26 protein-coding genes are annotated in these 22,210 nt (G+C 65.5%); 7 read left to right on the forward strand and 19 right to left on the reverse strand.

What is annotated here, in order from left to right:
• Positions 1 to 24: 24 nt before the first annotated feature.
• The 3 genes from RX329_RS11370 to RX329_RS11380 all read right to left on the reverse strand — a co-directional run bounded on the left by RX329_RS11370 (position 25) and on the right by RX329_RS11380 (position 2,188).
• Positions 25 to 342, reverse strand: a complete 318-nt coding sequence (locus RX329_RS11370; RefSeq protein ID WP_085385094.1) for a hypothetical protein — start codon at positions 340 to 342, stop codon at positions 25 to 27.
• 117 nt (positions 343 to 459) lie between these two features.
• Positions 460 to 915, reverse strand: a complete 456-nt coding sequence (gene hspD, locus RX329_RS11375) for a small heat shock protein HspD (RefSeq protein WP_018454275.1) — start codon at positions 913 to 915, stop codon at positions 460 to 462.
• Positions 916 to 1,114: 199 nt separating this feature from the next.
• On the reverse strand, positions 1,115 to 2,188 hold the full coding sequence (locus RX329_RS11380) for a tartrate dehydrogenase (protein WP_085360616.1): 1,074 nt from the start codon (positions 2,186 to 2,188) through the stop codon (positions 1,115 to 1,117).
• Between the two features lie 125 nt (positions 2,189 to 2,313).
• On the opposite strand from RX329_RS11380, the gene RX329_RS11385 reads away from it, so the two are divergent.
• Positions 2,314 to 3,231 carry a LysR family transcriptional regulator gene (locus tag RX329_RS11385; protein WP_085350297.1) on the forward strand — a complete coding sequence of 306 codons (918 nt, stop codon included), beginning with the start codon at positions 2,314 to 2,316 and terminating at the stop codon, positions 3,229 to 3,231.
• 37 nt (positions 3,232 to 3,268) lie between these two features.
• Entirely contained in the window at positions 3,269 to 4,093 is an 825-nt protein-coding gene (locus RX329_RS11390; protein WP_085385095.1) for an aspartate dehydrogenase, read from the forward strand.
• A gap of 3 nt (positions 4,094 to 4,096) precedes the next feature.
• Here the strand turns inward: RX329_RS11390 and RX329_RS11395 are convergent, their stop codons facing one another.
• From RX329_RS11395 to RX329_RS11435, 9 genes are all read right to left on the reverse strand, one after another.
• Positions 4,097 to 5,401 (reverse strand): PQQ-dependent sugar dehydrogenase, encoded by a 1,305-nt coding sequence (locus RX329_RS11395; RefSeq protein WP_085385096.1) that lies wholly within the window; start codon positions 5,399 to 5,401, stop codon positions 4,097 to 4,099.
• A gap of 140 nt (positions 5,402 to 5,541) precedes the next feature.
• Positions 5,542 to 5,751: a hypothetical protein gene (locus tag RX329_RS11400; protein WP_007613466.1), complete on the reverse strand. Its 210-nt coding sequence runs from the start codon at positions 5,749 to 5,751 to the stop codon at positions 5,542 to 5,544.
• A gap of 145 nt (positions 5,752 to 5,896) precedes the next feature.
• Complete coding sequence (locus RX329_RS11405) at positions 5,897 to 6,523, reverse strand: methyltransferase family protein (protein ID WP_007600907.1); 627 nt, start codon at positions 6,521 to 6,523, stop codon at positions 5,897 to 5,899.
• Between the two features lie 30 nt (positions 6,524 to 6,553).
• Complete coding sequence (locus RX329_RS11410) at positions 6,554 to 7,585, reverse strand: NAD-dependent epimerase/dehydratase family protein (protein WP_085385097.1); 1,032 nt, start codon at positions 7,583 to 7,585, stop codon at positions 6,554 to 6,556.
• A gap of 29 nt (positions 7,586 to 7,614) precedes the next feature.
• The gene (locus RX329_RS11415) at positions 7,615 to 8,151 is read right to left on the reverse strand and encodes a DUF962 domain-containing protein (protein WP_085385098.1); all 537 of its coding nucleotides are present in this window, start codon (positions 8,149 to 8,151) and stop codon (positions 7,615 to 7,617) included.
• Positions 8,152 to 8,305: 154 nt separating this feature from the next.
• Positions 8,306 to 8,977: an OmpA family protein gene (locus tag RX329_RS11420; protein WP_018454283.1), complete on the reverse strand. Its 672-nt coding sequence runs from the start codon at positions 8,975 to 8,977 to the stop codon at positions 8,306 to 8,308.
• Entirely contained in the window at positions 8,977 to 9,393 is a 417-nt protein-coding gene (locus RX329_RS11425; RefSeq protein ID WP_018454284.1) for a hypothetical protein, read from the reverse strand. Before RX329_RS11425 ends, RX329_RS11420 begins: the two co-directional genes overlap by 1 nt.
• Before the next feature lie 88 nt (positions 9,394 to 9,481).
• The gene (locus tag RX329_RS11430; RefSeq protein WP_085385099.1) at positions 9,482 to 9,772 is read right to left on the reverse strand and encodes a type II toxin-antitoxin system HicB family antitoxin; all 291 of its coding nucleotides are present in this window, start codon (positions 9,770 to 9,772) and stop codon (positions 9,482 to 9,484) included.
• A 7-nt stretch (positions 9,773 to 9,779) separates the two neighbouring features.
• Positions 9,780 to 12,419 carry an ATP-dependent helicase gene (locus RX329_RS11435; RefSeq protein ID WP_085385100.1) on the reverse strand — a complete coding sequence of 880 codons (2,640 nt, stop codon included), beginning with the start codon at positions 12,417 to 12,419 and terminating at the stop codon, positions 9,780 to 9,782.
• A gap of 241 nt (positions 12,420 to 12,660) precedes the next feature.
• Here RX329_RS11435 and RX329_RS11440 point away from each other — a divergent pair, with 241 nt between their 5' ends.
• A complete protein-coding gene (locus RX329_RS11440) occupies positions 12,661 to 12,834 on the forward strand; it encodes a DUF1328 domain-containing protein (RefSeq protein ID WP_007600914.1) in 174 nt (57 codons plus the stop codon).
• 5 nt (positions 12,835 to 12,839) lie between these two features.
• Here RX329_RS11440 and RX329_RS11445 read toward each other — a convergent pair whose 3' ends face one another.
• Complete coding sequence (locus RX329_RS11445) at positions 12,840 to 13,346, reverse strand: thioesterase family protein (RefSeq protein ID WP_085385101.1); 507 nt, start codon at positions 13,344 to 13,346, stop codon at positions 12,840 to 12,842.
• Between the two features lie 87 nt (positions 13,347 to 13,433).
• Here RX329_RS11445 and RX329_RS11450 point away from each other — a divergent pair, with 87 nt between their 5' ends.
• Positions 13,434 to 14,858 carry an FAD-binding oxidoreductase gene (locus RX329_RS11450; RefSeq protein WP_085350292.1) on the forward strand — a complete coding sequence of 475 codons (1,425 nt, stop codon included), beginning with the start codon at positions 13,434 to 13,436 and terminating at the stop codon, positions 14,856 to 14,858.
• A gap of 50 nt (positions 14,859 to 14,908) precedes the next feature.
• The gene (locus tag RX329_RS11455) at positions 14,909 to 15,271 is read left to right on the forward strand and encodes a hypothetical protein (protein WP_085350312.1); all 363 of its coding nucleotides are present in this window, start codon (positions 14,909 to 14,911) and stop codon (positions 15,269 to 15,271) included.
• A 6-nt stretch (positions 15,272 to 15,277) separates the two neighbouring features.
• Here RX329_RS11455 and RX329_RS11460 read toward each other — a convergent pair whose 3' ends face one another.
• The 4 genes from RX329_RS11460 to RX329_RS11475 form a co-directional block, all read right to left on the reverse strand.
• Entirely contained in the window at positions 15,278 to 16,945 is a 1,668-nt protein-coding gene (locus RX329_RS11460) for a SulP family inorganic anion transporter (RefSeq protein WP_085385213.1), read from the reverse strand.
• A 188-nt stretch (positions 16,946 to 17,133) separates the two neighbouring features.
• Positions 17,134 to 17,373 (reverse strand): hypothetical protein, encoded by a 240-nt coding sequence (locus RX329_RS11465; RefSeq protein WP_317245877.1) that lies wholly within the window; start codon positions 17,371 to 17,373, stop codon positions 17,134 to 17,136.
• A complete protein-coding gene (locus RX329_RS11470; RefSeq protein WP_143273231.1) occupies positions 17,367 to 17,648 on the reverse strand; it encodes a GCG_CRPN prefix-to-repeats domain-containing protein in 282 nt (93 codons plus the stop codon). The genes RX329_RS11465 and RX329_RS11470 overlap by 7 nt, the downstream gene beginning before the upstream one ends.
• Positions 17,649 to 17,739: 91 nt before the next feature.
• Entirely contained in the window at positions 17,740 to 18,069 is a 330-nt protein-coding gene (locus tag RX329_RS11475; RefSeq protein WP_085385102.1) for a hypothetical protein, read from the reverse strand.
• A gap of 171 nt (positions 18,070 to 18,240) precedes the next feature.
• Here RX329_RS11475 and RX329_RS11480 point away from each other — a divergent pair, with 171 nt between their 5' ends.
• A complete protein-coding gene (locus tag RX329_RS11480) occupies positions 18,241 to 18,951 on the forward strand; it encodes a response regulator (protein WP_085385103.1) in 711 nt (236 codons plus the stop codon).
• Between the two features lie 18 nt (positions 18,952 to 18,969).
• A complete protein-coding gene (locus RX329_RS11485; protein ID WP_085350287.1) occupies positions 18,970 to 20,316 on the forward strand; it encodes a sensor histidine kinase in 1,347 nt (448 codons plus the stop codon).
• Here the strand turns inward: RX329_RS11485 and RX329_RS11490 are convergent.
• Both RX329_RS11490 and RX329_RS11495 read right to left on the reverse strand, forming a co-directional pair.
• Positions 20,310 to 21,806: a caspase domain-containing protein gene (locus tag RX329_RS11490; protein WP_018454295.1), complete on the reverse strand. Its 1,497-nt coding sequence runs from the start codon at positions 21,804 to 21,806 to the stop codon at positions 20,310 to 20,312. The genes RX329_RS11485 and RX329_RS11490 overlap by 7 nt on opposite strands.
• A 43-nt stretch (positions 21,807 to 21,849) precedes the next feature.
• On the reverse strand, positions 21,850 to 22,164 hold the full coding sequence (locus tag RX329_RS11495) for a hypothetical protein (RefSeq protein ID WP_026232707.1): 315 nt from the start codon (positions 22,162 to 22,164) through the stop codon (positions 21,850 to 21,852).
• Between the last annotated feature and the right edge of the window lie 46 nt (positions 22,165 to 22,210).

The raw sequence follows: 22,210 nt of genomic DNA on the forward strand, positions 1-22,210 counted from the left end.
CAATCCCCGTTGAGCTGTCGTTGCCTAGGCTGCGAGGCCGGTTCGTTCGACGGATCGCGTGCGGACCGGCTTGCCGCCCGGAGGGCCCTTCGGATGGTGGTCGAGGCTCGCGAGCGCTTCCAGAATTTCGTCGATGGTGACGGCTTTGTCCGAGCCGGGCAGCTCCCGCAATGTCGGGCTCGAGGCGACACTGGCTGCGTCCGAAGCCCAGGACGTGAGGATCGCGCGCTTCTCGCCGATCGACAAAGTTGGATCGGCTATGACGTCGCGGGGATGATCATAGACGGAGCCAGGGTGCAATATCGCGTTCAGATCGATGATGTTGTCGGCATGATCGAGCATGAGAGGTCCTCCTCCTTTCTCTAAAACCTCTGACTTGCATTCGGGTACGCGATCGAAGGCCATGGCCCATCCCGCCCGACGATCGGGCGGGATCACCGGGCCTCCGACAGACCGAATTCAGGCGGCTTTGCCCTCGAGTTGATGCACGTTGCCGGACGGCGCGGCATTGATGGCAATTCGCCGCGGCTTCATGGCTTCAGGGATTTCTCGGACCAGTTCGATCTTGAGCAAGCCGTTCTCGAACGAGGCGCTGTGCACCTGAACATACTCGGCCAGGTTAAACTGCCGCTTGAACGGTCGCGCGGAAATGCCCCGGTAGAGATATTCGCGTTCGGTTCTGTCCGGCTTGTTTCCCTCGACGGTCACCGCATTCTGCTCGGCCGTCACCGCGACCTCGTTGGGTGAGAAACCCGCAATCGCAAGCGAAATCTGGTAGCGATCCTCGCCGAGACGTTCGATGTTGTAGGGAGGATAGTTGTCCTCGCCGGCACGCTGTGCCGTTTCAACGAGGTCGAAAAGGCGGTCGAAGCCAACGGTCGAACGCCACAAGGGAGAGAAGTCGTAAGTGCGCATAGCCAGATCCTCCAAGGAGCAAAATGGATACGAACGACACCGGACACGACCGGTGCCCGTCTCAGCTTCCCGACCCTACAGGCGTCGGGAACGCCACCTCTCGGCGGCAGCGGAAAAATAAAAAAAGCCCGTTTTGGTTTCAAGAGGGGGGCTCAAAATTTTTCGGAAACCCTGGCGCCTCCCGCTGACGTAGCTCGGATTACACGTTCGATCCGTGGATCGCTTCGATCACGGCATCGGTCACGTCCTTTGTCGTCGCCTTGCCGCCGACATCGGGCGTCAGCACGCCGGCCGCGCAGACGCGCTCCACCGCCGCCATCAACCGCACCGCCGCGTCCTTCTCGCCCAGATGCTCCAGCATCTGTGCGCCGGTCCAGAACGTCGCGACCGGGTTGGCGATGCCCTTGCCGGTGATGTCGAAGGCCGAGCCGTGGATCGGCTCGAACATCGAGGGGAAGCGGCGCTGCGGGTCGATATTGGCGGTTGGCGCGACGCCGAGGCTGCCCGCCAGCGCCCCGGCGAGGTCGGAGAGGATGTCGGCGTGCAAATTGGTCGCGACAATGGTGTCGAGGCTCTTCGGATGCAGCGTCATGCGCACCGTCATGGCGTCGACCAGCATCTTGTCCCAGGTCACATCGGGGAATTCGGCCGCGACTTCGGCGGCGATCTCGTCCCACATCACCATGCCATGGCGCTGCGCGTTCGACTTGGTCACCACGGTCAGGAACTTGCGCGGGCGCGACCGCGCCAGCTCGAATGCATAGCGCATGATCCGCGTCACGCCGACGCGGGTGAACACCGCGACCTCGGTGCCGACCTCTTCGGGGAGACCCCTGTGGGCGCGGCCGCCCATGCCGGCATATTCGCCCTCGGAATTCTCGCGCACGATCACCCAGTCGAGGTCGCCGACGCCGACATTGCGCAGCGGCGAGGCGACGCCCGGCAAGATCTTGGTCGGCCGCACATTGGCGTATTGGTCAAAGCCCTGGCAGATCGGCAGCCGCAGGCCCCACAGCGTGATGTGATCGGGCACGTCGGGCGCACCGACCGCGCCGAAATAGATCGCGTCGAATTTCTTGAGCTCCGCGAGACCGTCGGCCGGCATCATCACGCCGTGCTTCTTGTAATAGTCCGAACCCCAGTCGAAGGTCTTGATGTTGAAGGCGAGGTCACCGCTGCGGTTGGCCAGCGCCTCCAGCACGCGGACGCCGGCGGAGATGACCTCGGGGCCGATGCCGTCCGCGGGGATCGCTGCAATCGAATGGGTGCGCATGAAGGGCTCCGTCCAGATGTCGGTGGGGTTGCGTAACGCTAGCGAACCTAGGGGCCGGGACTCAATCGGCGCTGGTTTATACAAAAAAATGATATAATCCCGTCACAGGATCAGAGGACCGGTGGATGGAATTGCATCAGTTGCGATGCTTCGTGGCGGCGGCCGAGCAGTTGCATTTCGGCCACGCGGCGCAGCATCTCCAGATGCTGCCCTCCGCGCTGGGCCGCCAGATCAAGCTGCTGGAGCAGGATCTGGACACGCGACTGTTCGCACGGACGACGCGTGCGGTGTCGCTGACGGAAGATGGCGCGACGCTGCTGCGTGATGCCCGTGCCATCCTCGCCCGCGTCGAGGCGGTCGAGACCAACCTGCGCAATCGCGCGCGCGCGGGGGCTGCTCGAAAACTCCGGGTCGGCGCCATCGACAGTGCCGCGGCGGGGCTGTTACCGGCGCTGCTGCGCGATTTTCGCGCAAAGCATCCCGATATCGCAGTGCAGCTCCTGGAAGAGAAGACCGTCCGGCTGCTGCCAAAGATCCTGACCGGCGCGCTCGATCTTGCCTTCGTGCGTCCACCGGCTCAGCGGGACAAGCGGCTCGAATTCCGCGATCTGCTGCAGGAAACAGCCATCGTGGCCTTCCCGCAGCGCCACGCGCTGGCCAAACGCAAGTCGATCACGCTGGCGGAGATCGCCGAGGAGGCGATGCTGGTGCCGGATCGTCGCTCGCGGCCGCACAGCCACGACCTCACGATAAGACTATTCGAGCAGGCAGGCCTCACGCCGCGCGTCGTGCAGGTCGCCGACGAGAAGCAGACCATCATCAATCTCGTCGCAACCAGGCTCGGGGTCGCGATCGTGCCGCGCTGGACCATGCGGATGGCGGTGTCAGGCGTGCGCTTCGTGCCGCTGCGGCCAAAGCAGATCGGGCCCGTCGGCCGGCTGCCGCTCGCTGCCGCATGGCTGCGCGGCTCGCGCGACCCCGCCCGCGACGCAATGCTCTCCGTGCTCGAGACGCGCCTGCGCAGCTATGCGCGCGACGCCTGAGGCGCTATGACATCGACTTGGCGAGAGGGGTGATGCGATGGCTGAACGGACAGCTTCGAACGAATTGCGGGTTGCCGTCGCGGGGCTCGGCTCGATCGGCACCAAGATCGCGACCGCGCTCGATCAGGGCATCGAGGGATTGACGCTCTCCGCCGTGGCGGTGCGCGATCCTGCAAAGCATCAGAAATTGCTCGGCAGCCTGCGTCGTCCGCCATCCCTACTGCCGCTCGACCAGCTCGGCGACGCCGCTGATATCGTGGTGGAGTGCGCGCCGAGCAGCCAACTCCGCGCGATCGTCGAGCCCGCGGTGAAACGCGGCAGGGCCGCGGTCGTTGTCAGCGTCGGAGGGCTGCTCGACAATTTTGATCTCGTCGATCTCGCCCGGGCCAATGGCGGCCGCATCCTCGTGCCGACCGGCGCGCTGATCGGGCTCGACGCCGTCAACGCCGCTGCGATCGGCACCATCCATTCGGTGAAGATGGTCACGCGCAAGCCGATCGACGGGTTGAAGGGCGCGCCGTTCATCGTCGCGAACAACATCGATATCGACAATCTGCGCGAGCCGCTCAAGCTGTTCGAGGGCACCGCGCGGGAGGCAGCGAAAGGCTTTCCGGCCAACCTCAACGTTGCGGTCGCGCTGTCGCTCGCGGGCGTCGGGCCGGATCGCACCCAGGTGCAAATCTGGGCCGACCCGACCGTGACGCGCAATGTTCATCGCATCGAGGTCGAGTCGGATTCCGCGCGCTTCTCGATGTCAATCGAGAACGTCCCCTCCGAGAATCCCAAGACCGGGTTGATCACGGCACTGTCGGTGATCGCGCTGCTCCGCAAGCAGCGCACCACGCTTAGCGTTGGAACATAACCTTCAAGCGCCCGTCACGCGCCAGATCACGTTGCCGACGTCGTCGGCCATCAGCAGCGATTTCTTGTCGGGACCGATCACGACGCCGACCGGACGGCCGTAGGATTCTTTCTCGTCCGGCGCGAGGAAGCCGGACAGGATGTCGCGTGCTGGACCCGAAGGCTTTCCGTTCTCGAACGGGATGAACACCAGCTTGTAGCCGGACAGCGTGCTGCGATTCCACGAGCCGTGCTGGCCGATCGCCATGCCGTCGGGGAAGCCCGGCAGCGTGCCCGCGGGCATCCAGCACAGGCCGAGCGAGGCGGTGTGGCCGCCGAGCGCGTAGTCAGGCGTGAGTGCCTTGGCGACCATCGCCGGATCCTGCGGCACGCGGTCATCCACCGTCTTGCCCCAGTAGCAATAGGGCCAGCCGTAGAAACCGCCATCGCGCACCGAGGTCAGATAGTCCGGCGGCGTTTCGTCGCCGAGGCCGTCGCGCTCGTTGACGACGGTCCAGAGCACACCGGTCGTCGGCTCCCAGGCGAGACCAACCGGGTTGCGCAGGCCGGCGGCGAAGATGCGGTGCGTACCGGCGACGAGGTCGAGCTCGTAGACAGCGGCGCGGCCTTCCTCGACCTCCATGCCCATCTCGCCGATGTTGCTGAGCGAGCCGACGCCGGCATAGAGTTTCTTGCCGTCGGGGCTTGCGAGCAGGCTGCGGGTCCAGTGGCCGCTCGGCTTGAAAGTGGTGAGGCGCTTGCCCGGCGCGGTGATGCGATCGGCATTCGCCACGTACGGGAAGGCCATCACGCCGTCGGTGTTGCCGACATAGAAGGTGTCGCCGACCAGCGCCATGCCGAACGGCTGGCTGAGGTTTTCCATGAACGCGCCGCGATACTCCGCGACGCCGTCGCCATCCTTGTCGCGCAGCAGCGTGATGCGGTTGGCGCTGACGCCGAGCGCGGCGGCGCGCCGCATCGTCGCTTGCATTGCGTAGTGAAACACGGACCGCGGCGCCCCCGCGATCTGCGTCGCCTCCGCGATCAGCACGTCGCCATTGGGCAGCACCTCGATCCAGCGCGGATGGTCGAGGCCGGTCGCGAACGCATTGACCTTGAGCCCGGGTGCGACCGTCGGCTTCTGTCCTTCGCTCCAGCCCCGCGCCGTCGGCATCTTCAGTGTCGGAATGGCGCCTTGCGGCTTTGCTTGTGGAATGGCGGGCGACTGGCCCCAGGCCGGCGCAGGCACGGTGCCCGACAGCTTTCGCCATTGCAGCGCGATGCCACCGAGAAGCGCAACGAACTGCGCAAAGATGCTGGAAAAAGTCATGAGAAGCCCCTGTTTGCGCGCGCATCCAACGGGCTGACGGGGCAGACGTCAACCTGTGTGGAGCGCCGCGGGGCTCTATTCCCGTGGAATGGCAGCCGTTCGAATTTGCATGGGACGAATGCCGACAGGCTGCCCGGAGATCAGCGGCCGATCTGCCGCTCCGCCCGGCGCGCCGCGCGAAAATCATCCAGATGATGGATGTTCGGCGCGAGCGCCGCCTCTCTGGAGAGGAGATGATAGACGCGCGCCACCGTGCGCTGCTTCTGCTTCGGCCGCCCGGGCGGCAGCGCCCGCGCCTTGCGGACGGCGGCGATCGCGTGCTCGCGAAAATAATCGTAGGCGTCGGACATGGCTCGATGCTCTGCGGTCAGTGGCAGGTATCGAGAGGCTAACGGGCTGGAGGGAAGGCAGTTCCTCTCGCTGTCGTCCCGGCCTAGTGCGCAATTGCGCACGGGGGGCCGGGACGACAGCGAATGTGGGGCGCGTCCGCCGCTCTCAGCGCGGCGACAGGAACGGGATGATCATCGGCACGCGGCGGCAATAGGCGCCGTAGGCGTCTTCGCCGAGCTCCTTGGACAGGAACACTTCTTCCATCCGGCCCTTCTGCCACATGCCGAGCGAGATCAGGATCGCGCCGAGCATCGCGGTCACCGTGCCGACCGCGATGCCGGTCACCAGCATGCCGAGGATCAGGCCGGTGTAGATCGGATGGCGTACGATGCCGTACGGGCCGGTGTCGATGACGCGGTGGTCTTGCTTGTGGGTGATGGTGTTGGACCAGAATTGTCCGAGATGCAGCCGTCCCCACCAGGTGAAGGAGATGCCGGCCAGCACGATCAGCGCCACCACGTAGACAGCTGTATTGCTGAACACCCAGAGCGGCTTCTCGCCGAGCACTTCCGCGGTCCATGGCGTGAACAGGATGCCGCCGACCAGGATCGGGATGCGATAGCGGCCGGACTCCAGCGTCATTACCTGCTTCTGGGTGCGGCCCTGCCAGAACGAGGCGCCGACCCAGCTTGCGAGCCAGGCGAGCCAGATCAGGGCGAGCAGTTGCGTCGGCCAAGTCGTGGTCCAACCACCCCAGGCGACAGAGAGAAGCTTGCTGAAATCGAAGGACATGCGGAAAGGTTCTTTGGGTTGGGCGGCAGCTCAGCTGGCGCGCGAGGAGAGCGCGTGATGCTCGATGGCGCCGGAGGCAAGCGCGCCGCCGCGGGCGAGAAGATGGGTGATGGTTTCGCGCAGGACCGGCTCGATCGGGCGCGGCGCGTAGCCGAGTTCGGTGCGCGCCTTGCCGATCGAGAGGTCGCTCGCGGCGAGCGCAATGCGCACGCCTTCGGCGGTGCCGTTGGGCGGCCTGCGCGTGATGCGGTCAGAGAGATATTCGAGCATGATGCCGGACAGCTCGGCCATCTTGCCGGGAACGACGACCGGGAATTGCCGGCGGCCGCTCATCGCGGACATCATCCGCAGAATCTGGCCGAGCCTGACGCAGTCGCCGCCGAGGATGTAGCGCTGGCCGTTACGCCCGCGTTCCATGGTCAGCACGAGGCCCATGGCAACGTCGCGAACGTCGACGAGATTGACCGGGAAGTCGAGATGCGGCTGCACTTTCTTCTGCAGGAAGTACCACAGCATCGCAGTCGGCGGCGTCAGATTGTGGTCGGCAGCACCGATCGGCATGGTCGGGGTGCCGATCACCAGCGGAAAACCTTCAGCTGCGGCCTTCGCGGCGCAATGCTCGGCCAGCGATTTCGACCGCGTGTAGGCGCCCGGCATCGCATCGGCCGGCTGCAGTGCCTCTTCGGCGGGAACACCGTTGAGGTCGGAATAGGGGAATAGGATCGATTCCGTCGAGCAGTGCAGAAAGCGCGAGACCCCGCGCTTCATCGCGGCCGCGAGCACGATCTCGGTGCCGCGGCAATTGACGTCGTGAAAGGCCTGCTTGTCGGCGACCCACATGCCGGGCAGGCCCGCGAGGTGATAGACCTGATCGACCCCAGCAATCGCGGCATCGACCGCGGCACCGTCGAGCACCGAGCCTTGGGCATATTCAACGTCGGCATACGGCGCGGCAGGCGCACGGACGTCGAGAACACGCACCCGCTGCCCACGGGCGCGGAGCGCTTCTACAAGATGATGTCCGATGAAGCCGCTGCCACCGGTAACCAGTACGAGAGCCATGCAGTAGGTTTGCTGTTTCGCGTCTAGAACTATCGGGTTGAAAGGGAATTGGTCGGAGCAGGCGCCAGAATCGCGGCAAGGTCGCGACGGAAGCCCAATGCAATGAATAATTTTGCCATGACAAACATCGGTCCAAGCAGAAAATGCGTGGGGTGGTCGACGATCGACGGCTGCCGCTCCTCGAAAACCTTGTGACCGACGATTTGCGACGCGACGCCGAGCCCGATCAGCACCACAAAAATCGACCACATCATGACGATCGAGACCTGATTGCCAATCGCGGTTGCGACCGAAAGCAGCACGATCATCGAGGCGAGGATGCCGAGCCCGATCCCGGCGTCCAGCATCAGCCAGTAGGCCAGCACCGGCAGGGCAAGAACCATGGCCAGGCTGACCTCGATCCCGAACACCGGGAAATGGACCAGCGTCAGCGGCAGCACGGCGCCGGTGAAGAGCAGGAGGATGCCGACCACGTGCATCGCGCAGTTCCAGGGATCGCGATGATATTCGACGTAGTCGGCCAGCTGACGTTGAAAATAACTGGCCATCTCGGTCTCGTGCAGCATGGGGTCGGGCAGGGCGAAAAAAGCCTATAGCACCTGATAGGGCGGTGCACAAACCGGCGTAATTGTCGCGCGAAACCGCGCTGTTGCGCTGTGAGACAGGTCACAAAAGAAACGTGACTTCAAAGGGTTGCGTCAGACGCCGTGGCGCGTCCGCTCAGCGCTTCTTGGCGGGCTTTTTCGCCGCAGGCGCAGGTGTCGCAGCGGGATGCGCAGGCGCTTCCTCCGGTACCTTGGCGTAGGTCAGGATTTGCAACTGGGCGTTGGCGGCTGAGGTCGGCCTGGCCCGGTCGAGAAACTGCTCCTCGCCGAGGCCGATCGGATGCAGCCGCTTGGTCGAGATCTTGAACGTGTTCACCAGCACGTCGCGTATCGCATCCGCCCGGCGCTGGCTCAGGATCGCATTGGCCTCGCGCGTCTTCGCGTTGGATTCGACATGGCCGACGATCAGGAACGTGTAGGGCAGCAGCGAGGCATGGACCAGCGCATCGGCGAGGCGGCCGACGGTCTGGTAGGACGCCGGCTGGATGATCGGCGTGTCGGCGTCGAACTGGATCTGCGCAGTGAAGGTCGGCAGATTGACCAGATCAGGCGCGATCAGCGGCCGGTTCACCGGACCGGGATCGTTCTTGATCCTGGCCTTGGCCCGCTCCATCACCTGCAGCTTCAGCGCGGGGAGATCGATCTCGGCGGCTTGTTCGAAATGGTTGAGCTTGCCGACGATGTCGTCGCGGGTTGGCGGCGCCGTCTGTGCTTCCGCTGTGCCCGCGAGCAAAGCGAGGCCGAGCGCGATGCATATTCCGGCGGTGGAAAGCCTCGTCGCTGGCATCACCGATACCCCGCGTCGTCAACGGCCTTCAGGCAATTGTTGCTGATGCCCTTGGGCGTCGAGACCAGGCAGGGGACCGCCTTGCTGGTCTCCTTGGTCGAGCCGCCGCAGACCTTGACGATCTCGCGCTGGCAGACGTTCGCCACGGTGACACGGGCTGCGACGCGCTTCTGGATGGCGTCGAAGGCACCGAGATAATCGCTCTGGCACTGCTGCGAGAGCACGTCGCGGTTGCGCGAGAGGCACTCCTTCAGGCGGGTCGAATCCGGGTTGACGCCGCGGCAATTGGCGACGATTTCCGCGCCGCAACTTTTCGCCAGCAGCCCGATCGCATCGCCAAAGCTCATGGTCTCCGCCGCCGCAAGCGACGGCATACCCAATGCCAGCAAGATCAGTGTGATGGAGCCCCGGACCATGGTCGCATCTGATACGGGGAAGTTCACGGTGGTCAAGGGCTGTTCGGACCTGAACTGTCGAGAGTCCGACCAGTGCGGCGAACAGTCCTCACTCCGTGGCCTCAGTGAGGGGTGGCCATTCGATCAGGGCGACCGTGTGCTTCCCGAGCTCGTCGGCGACATCAGGGTCGGCCTTGAGCTCGTCCAATGTCCGCGGCGGGGGAAGCCGGCGGCCGTCCGCGGTCAGTTCCTGTGCATAGAACGCGAGTGCCTCGGGCGCATTCTCCAGGGCCTCATCGACGTCGTCGCCGCCGGAAATGCAGCCGGGCAGGTCGGGAAACCACACGCCGACGGCTTCGTCCGGGCCGGCGTCCTCGATGATGGCGATGTAGTGCGGCATGCAGGCCTCACGCCCGCTGCACAAAACTGTCCACGACCTTCTTCTCCCCCGCCTTGTCGAAGGCGATGGTGAGCTTGTTGCCGTCGATCTTGGTGACGCGGCCATAGCCGAATTTCTGGTGGAAGACGCGGTCGGAGAGGGAGAATTCCGAGGTCGTGCCGGTGGATTTGGCCACCAGCTCGCCCTCGATCGTCAGCGGCCCGCGGCGGCGCGAGGAGAAGCTGCCGAAATCGGGCGAGGACGACTGGGACGAAAACGACGAGGCCTGTTCCTCGAAACTGCCGCGGCCGCCATTGCCGCCGCCACCGCCGCCGCGATTGCGATTGGCCTGGGCGCGCTGCCAGCCCGGGGTCGAATAGGTGGAGCCGAACGCTTCCATGTCGTCGAAGCGGGAGGCGCCGTAGCCGCCGGTGCCGCCCCAGGCCGAGCCGCCCTTGGATTCCGTGATCTCGACATTGGCCGCGGGCAGTTCGTCGAGAAAGCGCGAGGGGATCGTGGTCGACCAGGTGCCGTGGATCCGGCGGTTGGTGGCAAAATAGATTTTGGCGCGGCGGCGGGCCCGGGTCAGGCCGACATGACCGAGCCGGCGCTCTTCCTCGAGGCCGGCGCGGCCCTGTTCGTCCAACGTGCGCTGGCTCGGAAACAGGCCTTCCTCCCAGCCGGGCAGGAACACGTTGTCGAATTCCAGCCCCTTGGCCGAATGCAGCGTCATCAGCGACACCGCGTCCTCGTCGGCGCCGCTGTCGCGGTCCATCACCAGTGAGATGTGCTCCAAAAACCCTTGCAGGTTCTCGAACTCCTCCATCGAGCGCACCAGCTCCTTGAGGTTTTCGAGCCGACCCGCGGCGTCCGCCGAACGGTCCTTCTGCCACATCTCGGTGTAGCCGCTCTCGTCGAGCACGATCTCGGCGAGCTCGGTGTGCGAGGTGACCTCGCGCTGGGCGCGCCAGCGGTCGAACTGGGCGACGACGTCGCGCAAGGAGCCGCGCGCCTTCGGCTTCAGCTCATCGGTCTCGACCACCGCGCGCGCCGCCTCGAACAGCGGGATGCGGCGCTTGCGGGCGTGATCGTGCAGCATCTGCACGGTGGCATCGCCCAGGCCGCGCTTGGGCGTGTTGACGATGCGCTCGAAGGCGAGATCGTCGGCCGGTGAATTGATGACGCGGAGATAAGCCAGCGCATCGCGGATCTCGGCGCGCTCGTAGAAGCGCGGGCCGCCGATGACGCGATAGGGCAGGCCGAGCGTGACGAAGCGGTCCTCGAACTCGCGCATCTGGTAGGAGGCGCGCACCAGAATCGCGATCTCGTTGAGCTTGTCGCCCTGGCGCTGGATCTGCTCGATCTCCTCGCCGATGCCGCGGGCTTCCTCTTCCGAATCCCAAGAGCCTGTTACCGTGACCTTCTCGCCGTCCTGGTCCTCGGTGCGCAGCGTCTTGCCGAGCCGGCCCTCGTTGTGGGCGATCAGGTGCGAGGCGGCGGCGAGGATGTGGCCCGTCGAGCGGTAGTTGCGCTCGAGGCGGATGACCTTGGCGCCGGGGAAATCATGGTCGAAGCGCAGGATGTTGTCGACCTCCGCGCCGCGCCAGCCATAGATCGACTGGTCGTCGTCGCCGACGCAGCAGATGTTTTTGACGTGGCGCGTCTGCTCCTTCTCCCCGCTTGCGGGGTCGCGACGAGCTTCGCTCACGCTGAGAAGGTCAGGATGAGGGGCTGCCTCCACGAGCTCAGCTTGCTGAGAGTCCCCCTCACCCGGATCGCTCGGGCGCGCAATTGCGCTGCCGGGCGATCCGACCTCTCCCCGCACGCGGGGAGAGGCAAAAGAAGTCGGCGCTTGGGACAGCAGCCGCAGCCACAGATATTGAGCGACGTTGGTGTCTTGATACTCATCGACCAGGATGAATTTGAAGCGCTGCTGGTACTGCCGCAGGATATCCGGGTGCTCGCGGAAGATGCGGATGTCCTCGAGCAGCAGATCGCCGAAATCGGCGGCGTTCAGGATCTTCAGCCGCTCCTGGTAGCTCGCATAGAGCTTGCCGCCCTTGCCGTTGGCGAACACGGCGGCTTCGCCCGACGGCACCTGCGACGGCGTCAGGCCGCGGTTCTTCCAGCCGTCGATCAGCCCGGCCAGCATGCGCGCCGGCCAGCGCTTGTCGTCGATATTGTCGGCTTGCAGAAGCTGCTTGAGCAGTCGGACCTGATCGTCGACGTCGAGCACGGTGAAGTTCGACTTGAGCTGCGCCAGCTCGGCGTGGGTGCGCAGGATGCGCCCGCCGATGGAGTGGAAGGTGCCGAGCCACGGCATGCCTTCGACGGCATGGCCGAGCATCTGACCGAGCCGATGTTTCATTTCGCGCGCGGCCTTGTTGGTGAAGGTCACCGACAGGATTTCGGATGGGCGGGCGCGGCCCTGGCTCAGGATGTGGGCGATGCGCGTGGTCAGCACGCGGGTCTTGCCGGTGCCGGCGCCGGCCAGCACCAGAACCGGCCCGTCCAGCGTCTCCACAGCCTCGCGCTGCTCCGGATTGAGCCCGGACAGGTATTGCGGGCCTACCGAGGCGCGCGCACGCGCGGCGATGCCGCCGGCTGCGGGCTGGTGGTCGGGGACGCTCTGGGACGTGATCTTGCTCGGCTCGGTCATGCGAATCATTTGCCCCACGTTGGCACCGCGGGGTGGTGAAAGGGGAGCCTTCTTAACAGGGATTGGTCCCTATATGGGGCCGCGGACAGGGGTTTTCCACGTGCGCCGAAAGCCAATTTGTTCCTGTCGGTCAGGCGAATTTCCGGCTTCAGCGGCCCGGAACCATTGTTCCGAGTTGGCGATTGGTTCTGCAAGTGAGGCGCGTCAGCCGCGCCGATCGCAGACAGACATCGAAACAGAGGTTCGGATCATGCTTAGCTGGGTAGTTACGTTTCTGGTTATCGCCCTGATCGCCGGTATCCTGGGCTTTGGCGGCCTCGCCGGCGCGTCGATCGAAATCGCCAAGATCATCTTCTTCATCGCAGTCGTGTTGTTCCTGGTCTCGGCCGTTGTCGGACTGGCACGGGGTCGTAACAGGGTTTAGCGCGCTTACCGCTTCGAGGGCATCGCCACGTTCCGGCCGATGCCCTCGGGCCGCGGGACGGCGCTGTGGGCCTTGACCACCGCTGCGATGCGCTCACGGATGTCTGGGGGAAAAGCCGCCACCTTTCGTGAGCCCATGTCGATGTGAAGCGACATGTTTTCCGATGTGGCGGACAGCCATCCTTCGGTCGCGTGCCGCAGCTCCTGGAAGGTGTGCAGCCGCTTGTCGTCGGCTTCCAGCAGCCAGACCGAGACCTGCACGAGATCGTCGAGGTGGATTTCGCGCAAATACCGCACGTGGCATTCGGCGGTGAAGGTCGAGCCGCCGCGCTCCTTCATGTAGCCCGGTCCGATCCCGAGCGTCAGCCACATCTGGTCGATCGCGCGGTCGAACATCACGTTGTAATAGGCCATGTTGAGGTGGCCGTTGTAGTCGATCCATTGCGGCTCGATCTGCATGATTGACGAGCGGAACGGCACGCCCTCGATCGTTGTGGCAGCAGTCTCCGGCATGTGTCCTTCCCCAGCTATGCGTCCGGTCGCTTGACTTGACCGGTGAGATGTCCTTTGCCACGGTTCGTCTCGTCGGGAGGAACGTCCGTGGGTACGACCATCACCAATAATCCGCCGCGGCCGGCGCCGAAAGCCCTCGCGAGCGCGCTGGAGCAACTTGCCGCGCGGTTCGGCAACCGCCTCATCACCTCGCAAGCCGTCCGCGAGCAGCACGGCCATACCACCACATGGATCGTGAACCAGCCGCCGGACGGCGTGGTGATGGCGCAGGAGACTGCCGACATCCAGGACGTGGTGCGGATCTGCGCGAAAAACGGCGTGCCCGTCATCGCCTTCGGCACCGGCACCTCGCTCGAGGGCCAGGTCAACGCACCCGCCGGCGGAATCTGCATCGACCTGCGCGACATGAACAAGGTGCTCGCGGTGCATGCCGAGGACCTCGATTGCGTGATCCAGCCCGGGGTCACCCGCAAGGCGCTCAACGAGCATCTGCGCGACCAGGGCCTGTTCTTCCCGATCGACCCCGGCGCGGACGCTTCCCTCGGTGGCATGGCCTCGACCCGCGCTTCCGGCACCAATGCGGTGCGCTACGGCACCATGCGCGACAGTGTGCTGGCGCTGAAAGTGGTCCGCGGCGACGGCGAGATCATCACGACCGGCACGCGTGCGAAGAAATCATCCGCCGGCTACGACCTGACGCATCTGTTCGTCGGCGCCGAGGGCACGCTCGGCATCATCTCGGAGCTGACCATCCGCCTGCGCGGCATCCCCGATACGATCGCGGCCGGAGCGGTGTCGTTCGAGACCGTGCACGGGGCGTGTCAGGCCGTGATCCTGGCGATCCAGACCGGTATTCCCGTGGCGCGCATCGAGCTGCTCAACGCCGCGCAGGTGCGGGCCTGCAACGCCTATTCGAAGTTGACCCTGCCCGAAACGCCGCTGCTGCTGATGGAATTCCACGGCAGCGAGATAGAGGTCGCCGAACAGTCCAAGGCCTTCGGCGAGATCGCCAGGGATTGCGGCGGCGGCGATTTCTCCTGGACCACCAAGCCGGAGGACCGCACAAAACTGTGGCAGGCGCGGCACGACGCCTATTGGTCGGTGAAAGCGCTGCGGCCCGGCGACAGCATCGGGGTGGTCGCGACCGACGTTTGCGTGCCGATCTCGCGGCTTGCCGAATGCGTCGGCGAGACCGAGGAAGATCTCAAGCGCCTCAACCTGTTGTCGCCGATCGTCGGCCATGTCGGCGACGGCAATTTCCACTGCTCGCTGGTCTGCGACACCAACGATGCCGACGAGATGGCGCGCGGCGAGGAGTTCATGCATCGGCTGGTCGAGCGCGCGCAGGCGATGGACGGCACCTGCACTGGCGAGCACGGCATCGGTCAGGGCAAGCAGAAATACCTCAAGGCGGAGCTCGGGCCCGAGGCGATCGACGCGATGCGGGCGCTGAAAAAGGCGCTCGATCCGCAGAACATCTTCAATCCCGGGAAGATCGTACCGGAGGCGTAGCGCGCGGCGTGGCCGCCGTTTATGCTCGCTCCCTCACCACGGAGCAGGCAATGCAGTGGTTCGCGCGCAAGACGCGTCAGGACATCTGGGACGAAGCGATCGAACGGCCGCTCGGCGACATCGAGGCCGCCGAGCGCATCCGTGCGATCTGTGACGCCGCTGCGGCGAGCGCGGCAGGTAGCGCGCGCAGCGACAAGCGCGACAGCGAGCGCTACGAGCGCGCGGCGAAAGTCGCGATGGAAATCGCGATGAAGATCTCGGATGGACTTATGCGCGACGACGCAGTCCGTCGCATCGTCGATCTCTGCATGAAGGCGAACGACCTCAAGACGGCGCAAATCCTGTTTCGCGCGATCCATGCCAGCTGGATCCGCGAAACGATCCAGCGCGATCACCCGCCATTGGCGCAGTGAGCCCAGTTATCGCGCCAACTTCCGCACGGCCTCGTCGACGCTGTGGAAGACACGCTCTCTCGGCAGGGCGTCGAACAATCTAAACCGCTCGAACGCGTCCTGCGCGCGCACCGATTCCAGCCGGGCCAGCGCGACGGTGACGCCCTGTTCGCTGCACGCCCTGAACACGTCCAGCAGGATCTGCGCGGCGGTGAAGTCGATCTCGACCATGCCGCTCGCCTCCAGCACCAGCAGCTGTGGCGGCGTCGTGCCGAGCACCTTGATCACGTCGCTGCGAAAGCCGGGCGCGTTGAGGAAGGACAGCGGCGCCTGCAGCCCGAGCACGGCGACGCCGGCGATGCGCTCGCCGGCGATGTGCGGATGTGCCGGCCACCAGATCGTGGTGCCCGGCACGCGCTCGAACTCGACCAGCCGCGCGCGCGTCGTGCTCCAGATGCCGTGCAGCAGCGACAGCACGATGCCGAGGAACGCGCCTTGCTGGATCGGCAGCACGATGATCAGCGCGGCGGTGGCGGCGATCAGCAGGAATTCGCTGGGGGATTGGCGATAGATCGTGACGATCTGCTTCACGCGGATGATGCGCAGCGCGACGAACAGCAGGATGCCGCCGAGGGCTGCGTCCGGAACGTGCTGCAGCAATCCCGTTCCAAACGCGAGCAGCGCCAGCACGATCGCAGCGGCGGCGAGACCCGCGAGCTGCGATTGTCCGCCGGTCTCGGCGACAATGCCCGTCCGCGGCGGGCTGGCATTGACCGGAAACGCACCGAACAGGCCCGACAGTACGCAGCCTACGCCCGCGCCGAGAAAATCGCGATCGACATCGGCCGGCTTGTCGGGATCGGACGGGAATGAGCGCGTCGTCGCCGCGGTCTGCACCATCACCACGACCGTGATGACAAAGGCGAGCGGCACGAGGCGGACCCATTGCTCCGGTGCAAGCTCGGGGAAGGTCGGCCGCGGCAGCGTCCCCGGCACGAGGCCTACGACATTGACGCCCTTGCTCTCGAGGCCGAGCGCGATCGTGGCCAGGGTCGCGGCGACGAGCCCGATCAGCGCGCCCGGAATTTTTGCGCTGACCTTCTCGGCGACGAAGACCACGGCCAGCACACCGAAGCCGATGCACAGCGTGAAGGGATTGGTGCGGCCGAGCTCGCTTGCGAGCACACCGATGCGATCGAGCGTCGGCCCGTTCGGCGAGTCCAGGCCCAGCACGCCCGGTAATTGCGACACGATGATGTGGACGGAGATGCCGGCGAGGAAACCGACCATGACGGGCACGGACAAGAGATTGGCGATGCCGCCGAGGCGGAAGGCGCCGCCGGCCAGCATCATTGCGCCGACCATCAGTGCCAGCGCGATCGCGAGGCCCTGATACTCAGGCGAGCCGGCGGCGGCCAGCGCCGCCAGCCCGCCGGCGAAGATCGGCGTGATCGTGGAATCGGCGCCGCAGGACAGGAAGCGGTTTCCGCCGAGCATCGCAAAGCCGAGCGATCCCGCCATGAAGGCGAAGAAGCCGATCTGCGGCGCGAAGCCGCCGAGCCGCGCCGTGGCCATCTGCTCTGGGATCGCGATTGCCGCGAGCGTCAGGCCGGCCATCAAATCGCCCGGCAGCGAATAGGACGCGAGTGAGCGAAACAGCGGCCATGATGTTGCGGTGTGAGCGTCCTGCGCCATCAGCAGCGAATCCCCGAAGCGTTCCGTTGGCCGACCAGACCACAGCTGCCGGTCGTCGGCAAACATGGGGTTGCCGGCCTCGCCTGTATATCGTGCGACACCGCAGGGCTCGCGGCACTTATCGCGTCTGCGAGCCCCACGCGCACTCCCGCGAGGCACGCCCTATGGCTTCGACGCCTGCGCCTGCTTCAGCGCGCTCTTGCAGCCATCCGACAGCTGTTGAAATGCTCGATCATGCACTGCTTGACGCGGCCGCCTCCCGGCATGATGCCGGAGCACAGCGCGCGCATGTCCGCGGTGCACGCTTGGCGTATCTCCTGTCGCGGTTGCTGGGCGGACGCGGCGCCCGCGGACGATATCGCGACCAACGCGGCGATGATGACCGCGATCGCGCGTCGCAGCTCCCGTAGCTGTACAGGTCTCACCATGCGCAGACCCTCCGCACGCCGAATGGCGTGCTGGTCCACCAACAGGCCCCAGGATAGGGAGGCGCCGCATAGGCATAGGGTGGATGGGCGTAGGGCACGATGGTCCGCCGGCACAGGCCGTTGGCCGTCAGGTGCCAGCCGGGTCCGCAGCCGCCGCTGACTTCGGTGAGGCCGTCGGACATACCGGGGTGAGGGCTGGGGGTGAAGGCTAGCGCGGTCGAACCTGCGGCCAGTGCGGCTGCCGCGGCCGACGCCAAGATCGTCAATCGTCGCATTCGAGATATCCATGCTTGCAAGTTGGAGGAAGGCAGTCCGCGGCCAGTGTTCTGACCCCGGCCGGAATTTCGCGGTCGTCCGGCGCGACGGTCAGTACCGGTATTCGTAATAAGGATGAGTCCCGACCGTGCCGCTGCGCGTCACGCTATGGCCGTTCGGACCCGTCGCGGTGCGCGTGTAGTCGAATGCATGCGGAGCGACGCGCGTGATGCTGCCGCTGCGTGCGATCGTGCCGCCATAAGGTCCCGTCACCGAAGCCGAACGCGAGCAGGTTCCGCCGGCGCATCCGCCGCTGGCGCTGCCGTAGTAGGTACCTCGCCAAGTCGTGACGCTGCCGCTGCGAACCCAGGCGTTTGCACCGGAGGCTCCCGTGAGGGCCAGCACCGTTGCGAGTGATAGCGAAGCGAGAATGGGTTTCATCGGATACTCCTGTTTGTGAGGACGCGCCGGAACGAGACCGGTCGCCGCATGGGGCCAATCTCGCCTCGATCTTTTGCCGTGATGTTGCCGGCGAGGCCGGAAGTGTAACGTTTTGTAACGAGCGACGGGGTCGCCACATTCCTGCCAGCGGGCTGCTCGATAGAGGCCGCGATGGACACTCGGACGATCATGATCGTGGAGGACGACCGCGAGATCCGCGCGCTCTTGGCGGACCTGCTGACGCGGGAGGGCTATGCGCCGGTTTGCGTCGAGAACGGCGCGGCGATGGACCGGGCGCTGATGCAGGCATGCCCGGATCTCGTCGTGCTTGACATCATGCTGCCGGGCGAGGACGGACTGTCGATCTGCCAGCGCCTGCGCAGCAAGAGCCGCACGCCGATCCTGATGCTGACGGCCAAGGCCGACGATGTCGACCGCATCATCGGCCTGGAGCTCGGCGCCGACGATTATCTGCCGAAGCCTTTCAATCCTCGGGAATTGCTGGCGCGCATCAAGGCCGTCTTGCGGCGTGTGGACGGCCCGCTGCAGATGCCGCCGCCGCGGCGAATTGCTTTCGGCAGGCTGGTGGCCGATCTCGACGGGCGCAGCCTGACCAACGACCAGGACCATATCGTCGAGTTGACGGCAGCGGAGTTTGATCTGCTGGCATGTTTCCTCGAACGGCCCAAGCGGGTGCTGTCCCGCGACCAGTTGCTCGACTGGACGCGCGGCCGGACCGCGGATCCGTTCGACCGCGTCATTGACGTGTCGGTCAGCCGGCTGCGCCGCAAGCTCGTCGCCGCGGATCCCAAGGCTGCGTTCTCGATCAGGACCGTGCGCAATGGCGGCTATCTCTTCAGTGCTGACGTTCGCCCGCTCTGAGCACGGAGCCTGTGCGGGATGAGCAGGCTTCACATCGCCGCCCGCCTCGGCCTTATCGTCGTCGGCGCCATCATTCTCGTGCAGTTGCTGTCGGTCGCCATCTATTTCGTGGAGCAGCGCGGCCGCGGCGAGCCGTCCGGATTTGCCGCTTTGTTCGCGCAGGTCGCCGCCTTGGCGGAGGCTATCGACAGGGTACCGCGCGACGATCGCGACCTGGTGCTGCGCGCGGCCACGACGGCGCGATTCAAGCCGGTCGTGCGTCAGGACGTGCCGCCCAACCCGTTGCATGGCCGTTTCCTGAGCAGCGCGGAGCAACGGCTGCGCGCGCAGAGCGGTGTGCCAGCGGAGCGGCTGGTCGCACTGTCCTTCGTCAACGTCAGGGACGGCCAACAGGTGGCCCGCTTGCGTGATCTCGTCACCTCGCGCCTGCAAGCTGTCATTGAACTTGCTGGCGGCGGCTATCTGGTGATCGAGACCGCAGGTGAGCTCAGCCTTCGCCTGCTCGGCATTCCTGTCGGCCTGCTGGCCGGAATTCTCGGCTTCGTCGTCGCTTTGGCGGCCTTGCTCGCGGTCCGCCACGAGACCAGGCCGCTGTCCGAGTTGACCGTCGCCATCGAGCGCTTCGGCGCTGCAATGGAGACCATGCCGGTCAGCGAGCGGGGTGCTCCCGACGTCCGGGCGCTGATCCGCGCCGTCAACGCCATGCAGGCGAACATCGCCGAACTGCTGCGCAGCCGCACCCTCGTGCTCGGCGCGATCAGCCATGATCTGCGCACTTATGTCACGCGGCTGCGGCTACGTCTCGAGCTGCTGCCCGAAAGCGTGCAGCGGGACAAGGCAACCGTCGATCTCGACGACATGCAATCGCTGATGGATGATGCGCTCGCCTTTGTCCGCGCCTCGTTCGCAGGCCCGTCGGCGGAAACCGTCGATCTTGCCCGCGTCGCGCGGACCGAGTACGAAGCGCGCAAGGGTGCCTGCGCAGCGCTGACGCTCACCTGCGAAGATCCGGCTCTCCTCATCCGCGGCTCGGCTGCGGGCATGGCTCGGGTCGTTGCCAATCTCGTCAACAACGCGATCCTCTATGGTGGCGCCGCGGACATCTCGTTGTACGCCGAGACCGATGTGATCGAACTCCTGGTCGAGGACCGCGGGCCGGGAATCCCGGTTGACGAACGCACCCGCGTATTCGATCCATTCTACCGGCTGGAGACCTCGCGCAGCCGCGAGAGCGGCGGCGCAGGATTGGGACTCACAATCGTGAGGCAAGTTGTCGAAAGCAACGGCGGCACGGTCGCCATTGAGGATCGTCCCGGTGGCGGCACCCGTGTCCGCGTCCGGCTGCCGCGCGAGCGGTCTCAGTAACGGCTGCGGTAGCCATCGCCGTGTCCCGGGCCGCCGTAGTTGCCGCCTCGACCGCCCATGCCCATGCCAATTCCGATGCCTATTCCGACACCTAAGGCTTCTGGCGGCGGGCCGCGATCCGGTGGCGGCGCGCGCTCGTAGATCACCTCATCAGGCGGCGGCCGGCGCGGCCTGGGCGGCGTGTCGACCACCTTGCGCTTCGGCGGTGTGTCGTCGACGCGCTTCTTGATCACAGGCGCGATCGTCGGGTTGATCGGCGAAGCCGGTGGTGTGGGCGTCGAGCACGGGCAGGTCGGGGCCATCGCGACGGCGACCGGGGCAGGAGCGGCCGCGACCGCGGCAGGCAAGACGTAGTTGCGGTTCTGCACGCGGAGCAGCAGCCGGCGTGCGGTCGCGGCCAGATCGCTGTTGTCCCAGTTCGCCAGATACGCCTCGAACGAGGCGCGGGTGTTGATCGCGGTGGCGCGCTCCCACGCCAGCATCTGGCGCCGGCGCTCCACAATTGTGCGCAGCCGCGGCGTACGGGTATCCTGAGCGTACAACTCGATATAGGCCTGATACGCCGGCACGGTGTCGTCGGTGATCACTATCTCATAGGCGACCATGGCCGGCTTGCCCTGCAAATCCTTGCGCCAGTCCTCGAGGCTGCGCGTGCCGCTCGCAAGTGCCATGGAGGATGCGCCAGGAAGCGCAGTCTGACTGCCGCTGCTGTCGCCGCCGAAGAACTTGAAGTCAGTCGTCAGCGACGAGCTTTCCCAGGGGATCTGGCGTCCGTCGGTCGATTGCGCCACGGCGACGCGAATGCGCTTGAACACTTCCTCGATCGGCAGATTGGGCTGCTTGGCGACGGTCAGCGCCGCGGTGGTATAGGGGCTGTCGATGCCGGAGCCATCCTCGGCTTCGGAGCCCGGCGAGGTCGAATAGGAAATGAAGGAGCCCGGCGCGCCGGCCTTGGTGTCGACGATCGCAAGCCCGTGTCCGGCGCCGCTGAGCGCAGGGAAGGGATTGTTGCGGCAGGCATCGAGCATGAAGATGCGCGCCCGCGTCGGCAGTGCGCCGAGCGTGTTGAGCAAATCGTTCAGTCGCACACCCTGCAGCGGAATGTCGGCTTCGCGCTTGGGGTCGAGATCGACGGGAACGAGATAGTTCTCGCCGTCGATCTGGAGGCCGTGGCCGGCATAGAACACCAGCGCGACGGTGTCGGCGCCGCTGGCGCTGACCTTGCCGGCGAAATCCGAGATCGCCTGACGCATATCGTTTTGCGCCAGATTGGATGCCGTGGTGACGGTGAAGCCGGCATTGCCGAGCAGCTCCGTCATGCCCTTGGCGTCGTTGGCTGCGTTGGGGAGTTCCGGCACGGTGCGATAGGCCGATTGGCCGATCACCAGTGCGAGCCGCGCTTCGGCCGCGGCCCCCGTCGGCATCGTCAATTGCGTGAGCGCGAGAAGAGCGGATGCAAGAAACAAATTGCGAAAGACTGGACGGCGCATGGTGTCACCTCCATCGGCAATGCGCGCGATGATGTCACCTTTTCTAGGTGGCCGCCATGCGTCTGTCTGTGCACTGGATCACGTTGAGCTGCGGCAAAATGGGGCAGAAGGTCTGCCAGAGCTGGTGCGGCATCGTTCTGGCGCCATCCATGTGAATTGCGCATTGATCCATGCGCCAATTGGATCGATGCCCAACGCTGCGCGAAAGCATCTTCTCGCGCATCGGCCCCATGCCGATCTGATCGAGAATCCCGCAAAAACATGGCTGTTTTGCCGCGCGCTGATGCCGTTGATCCTCGCGACACGCCGCTTTGCAACGGCCGGCCGCAAGCCTTGCCTGCGCCGTCGCTTTGGCCATACAGTCCGCGCAACGGGCTGCGGCAACGACCGTTGCTCGAAAAACA

The sequence above is a fragment of the Bradyrhizobium sp. BWC-3-1 genome, from assembly GCF_032917965.1.
Classification (GTDB): domain Bacteria; phylum Pseudomonadota; class Alphaproteobacteria; order Rhizobiales; family Xanthobacteraceae; genus Bradyrhizobium; species Bradyrhizobium canariense_D.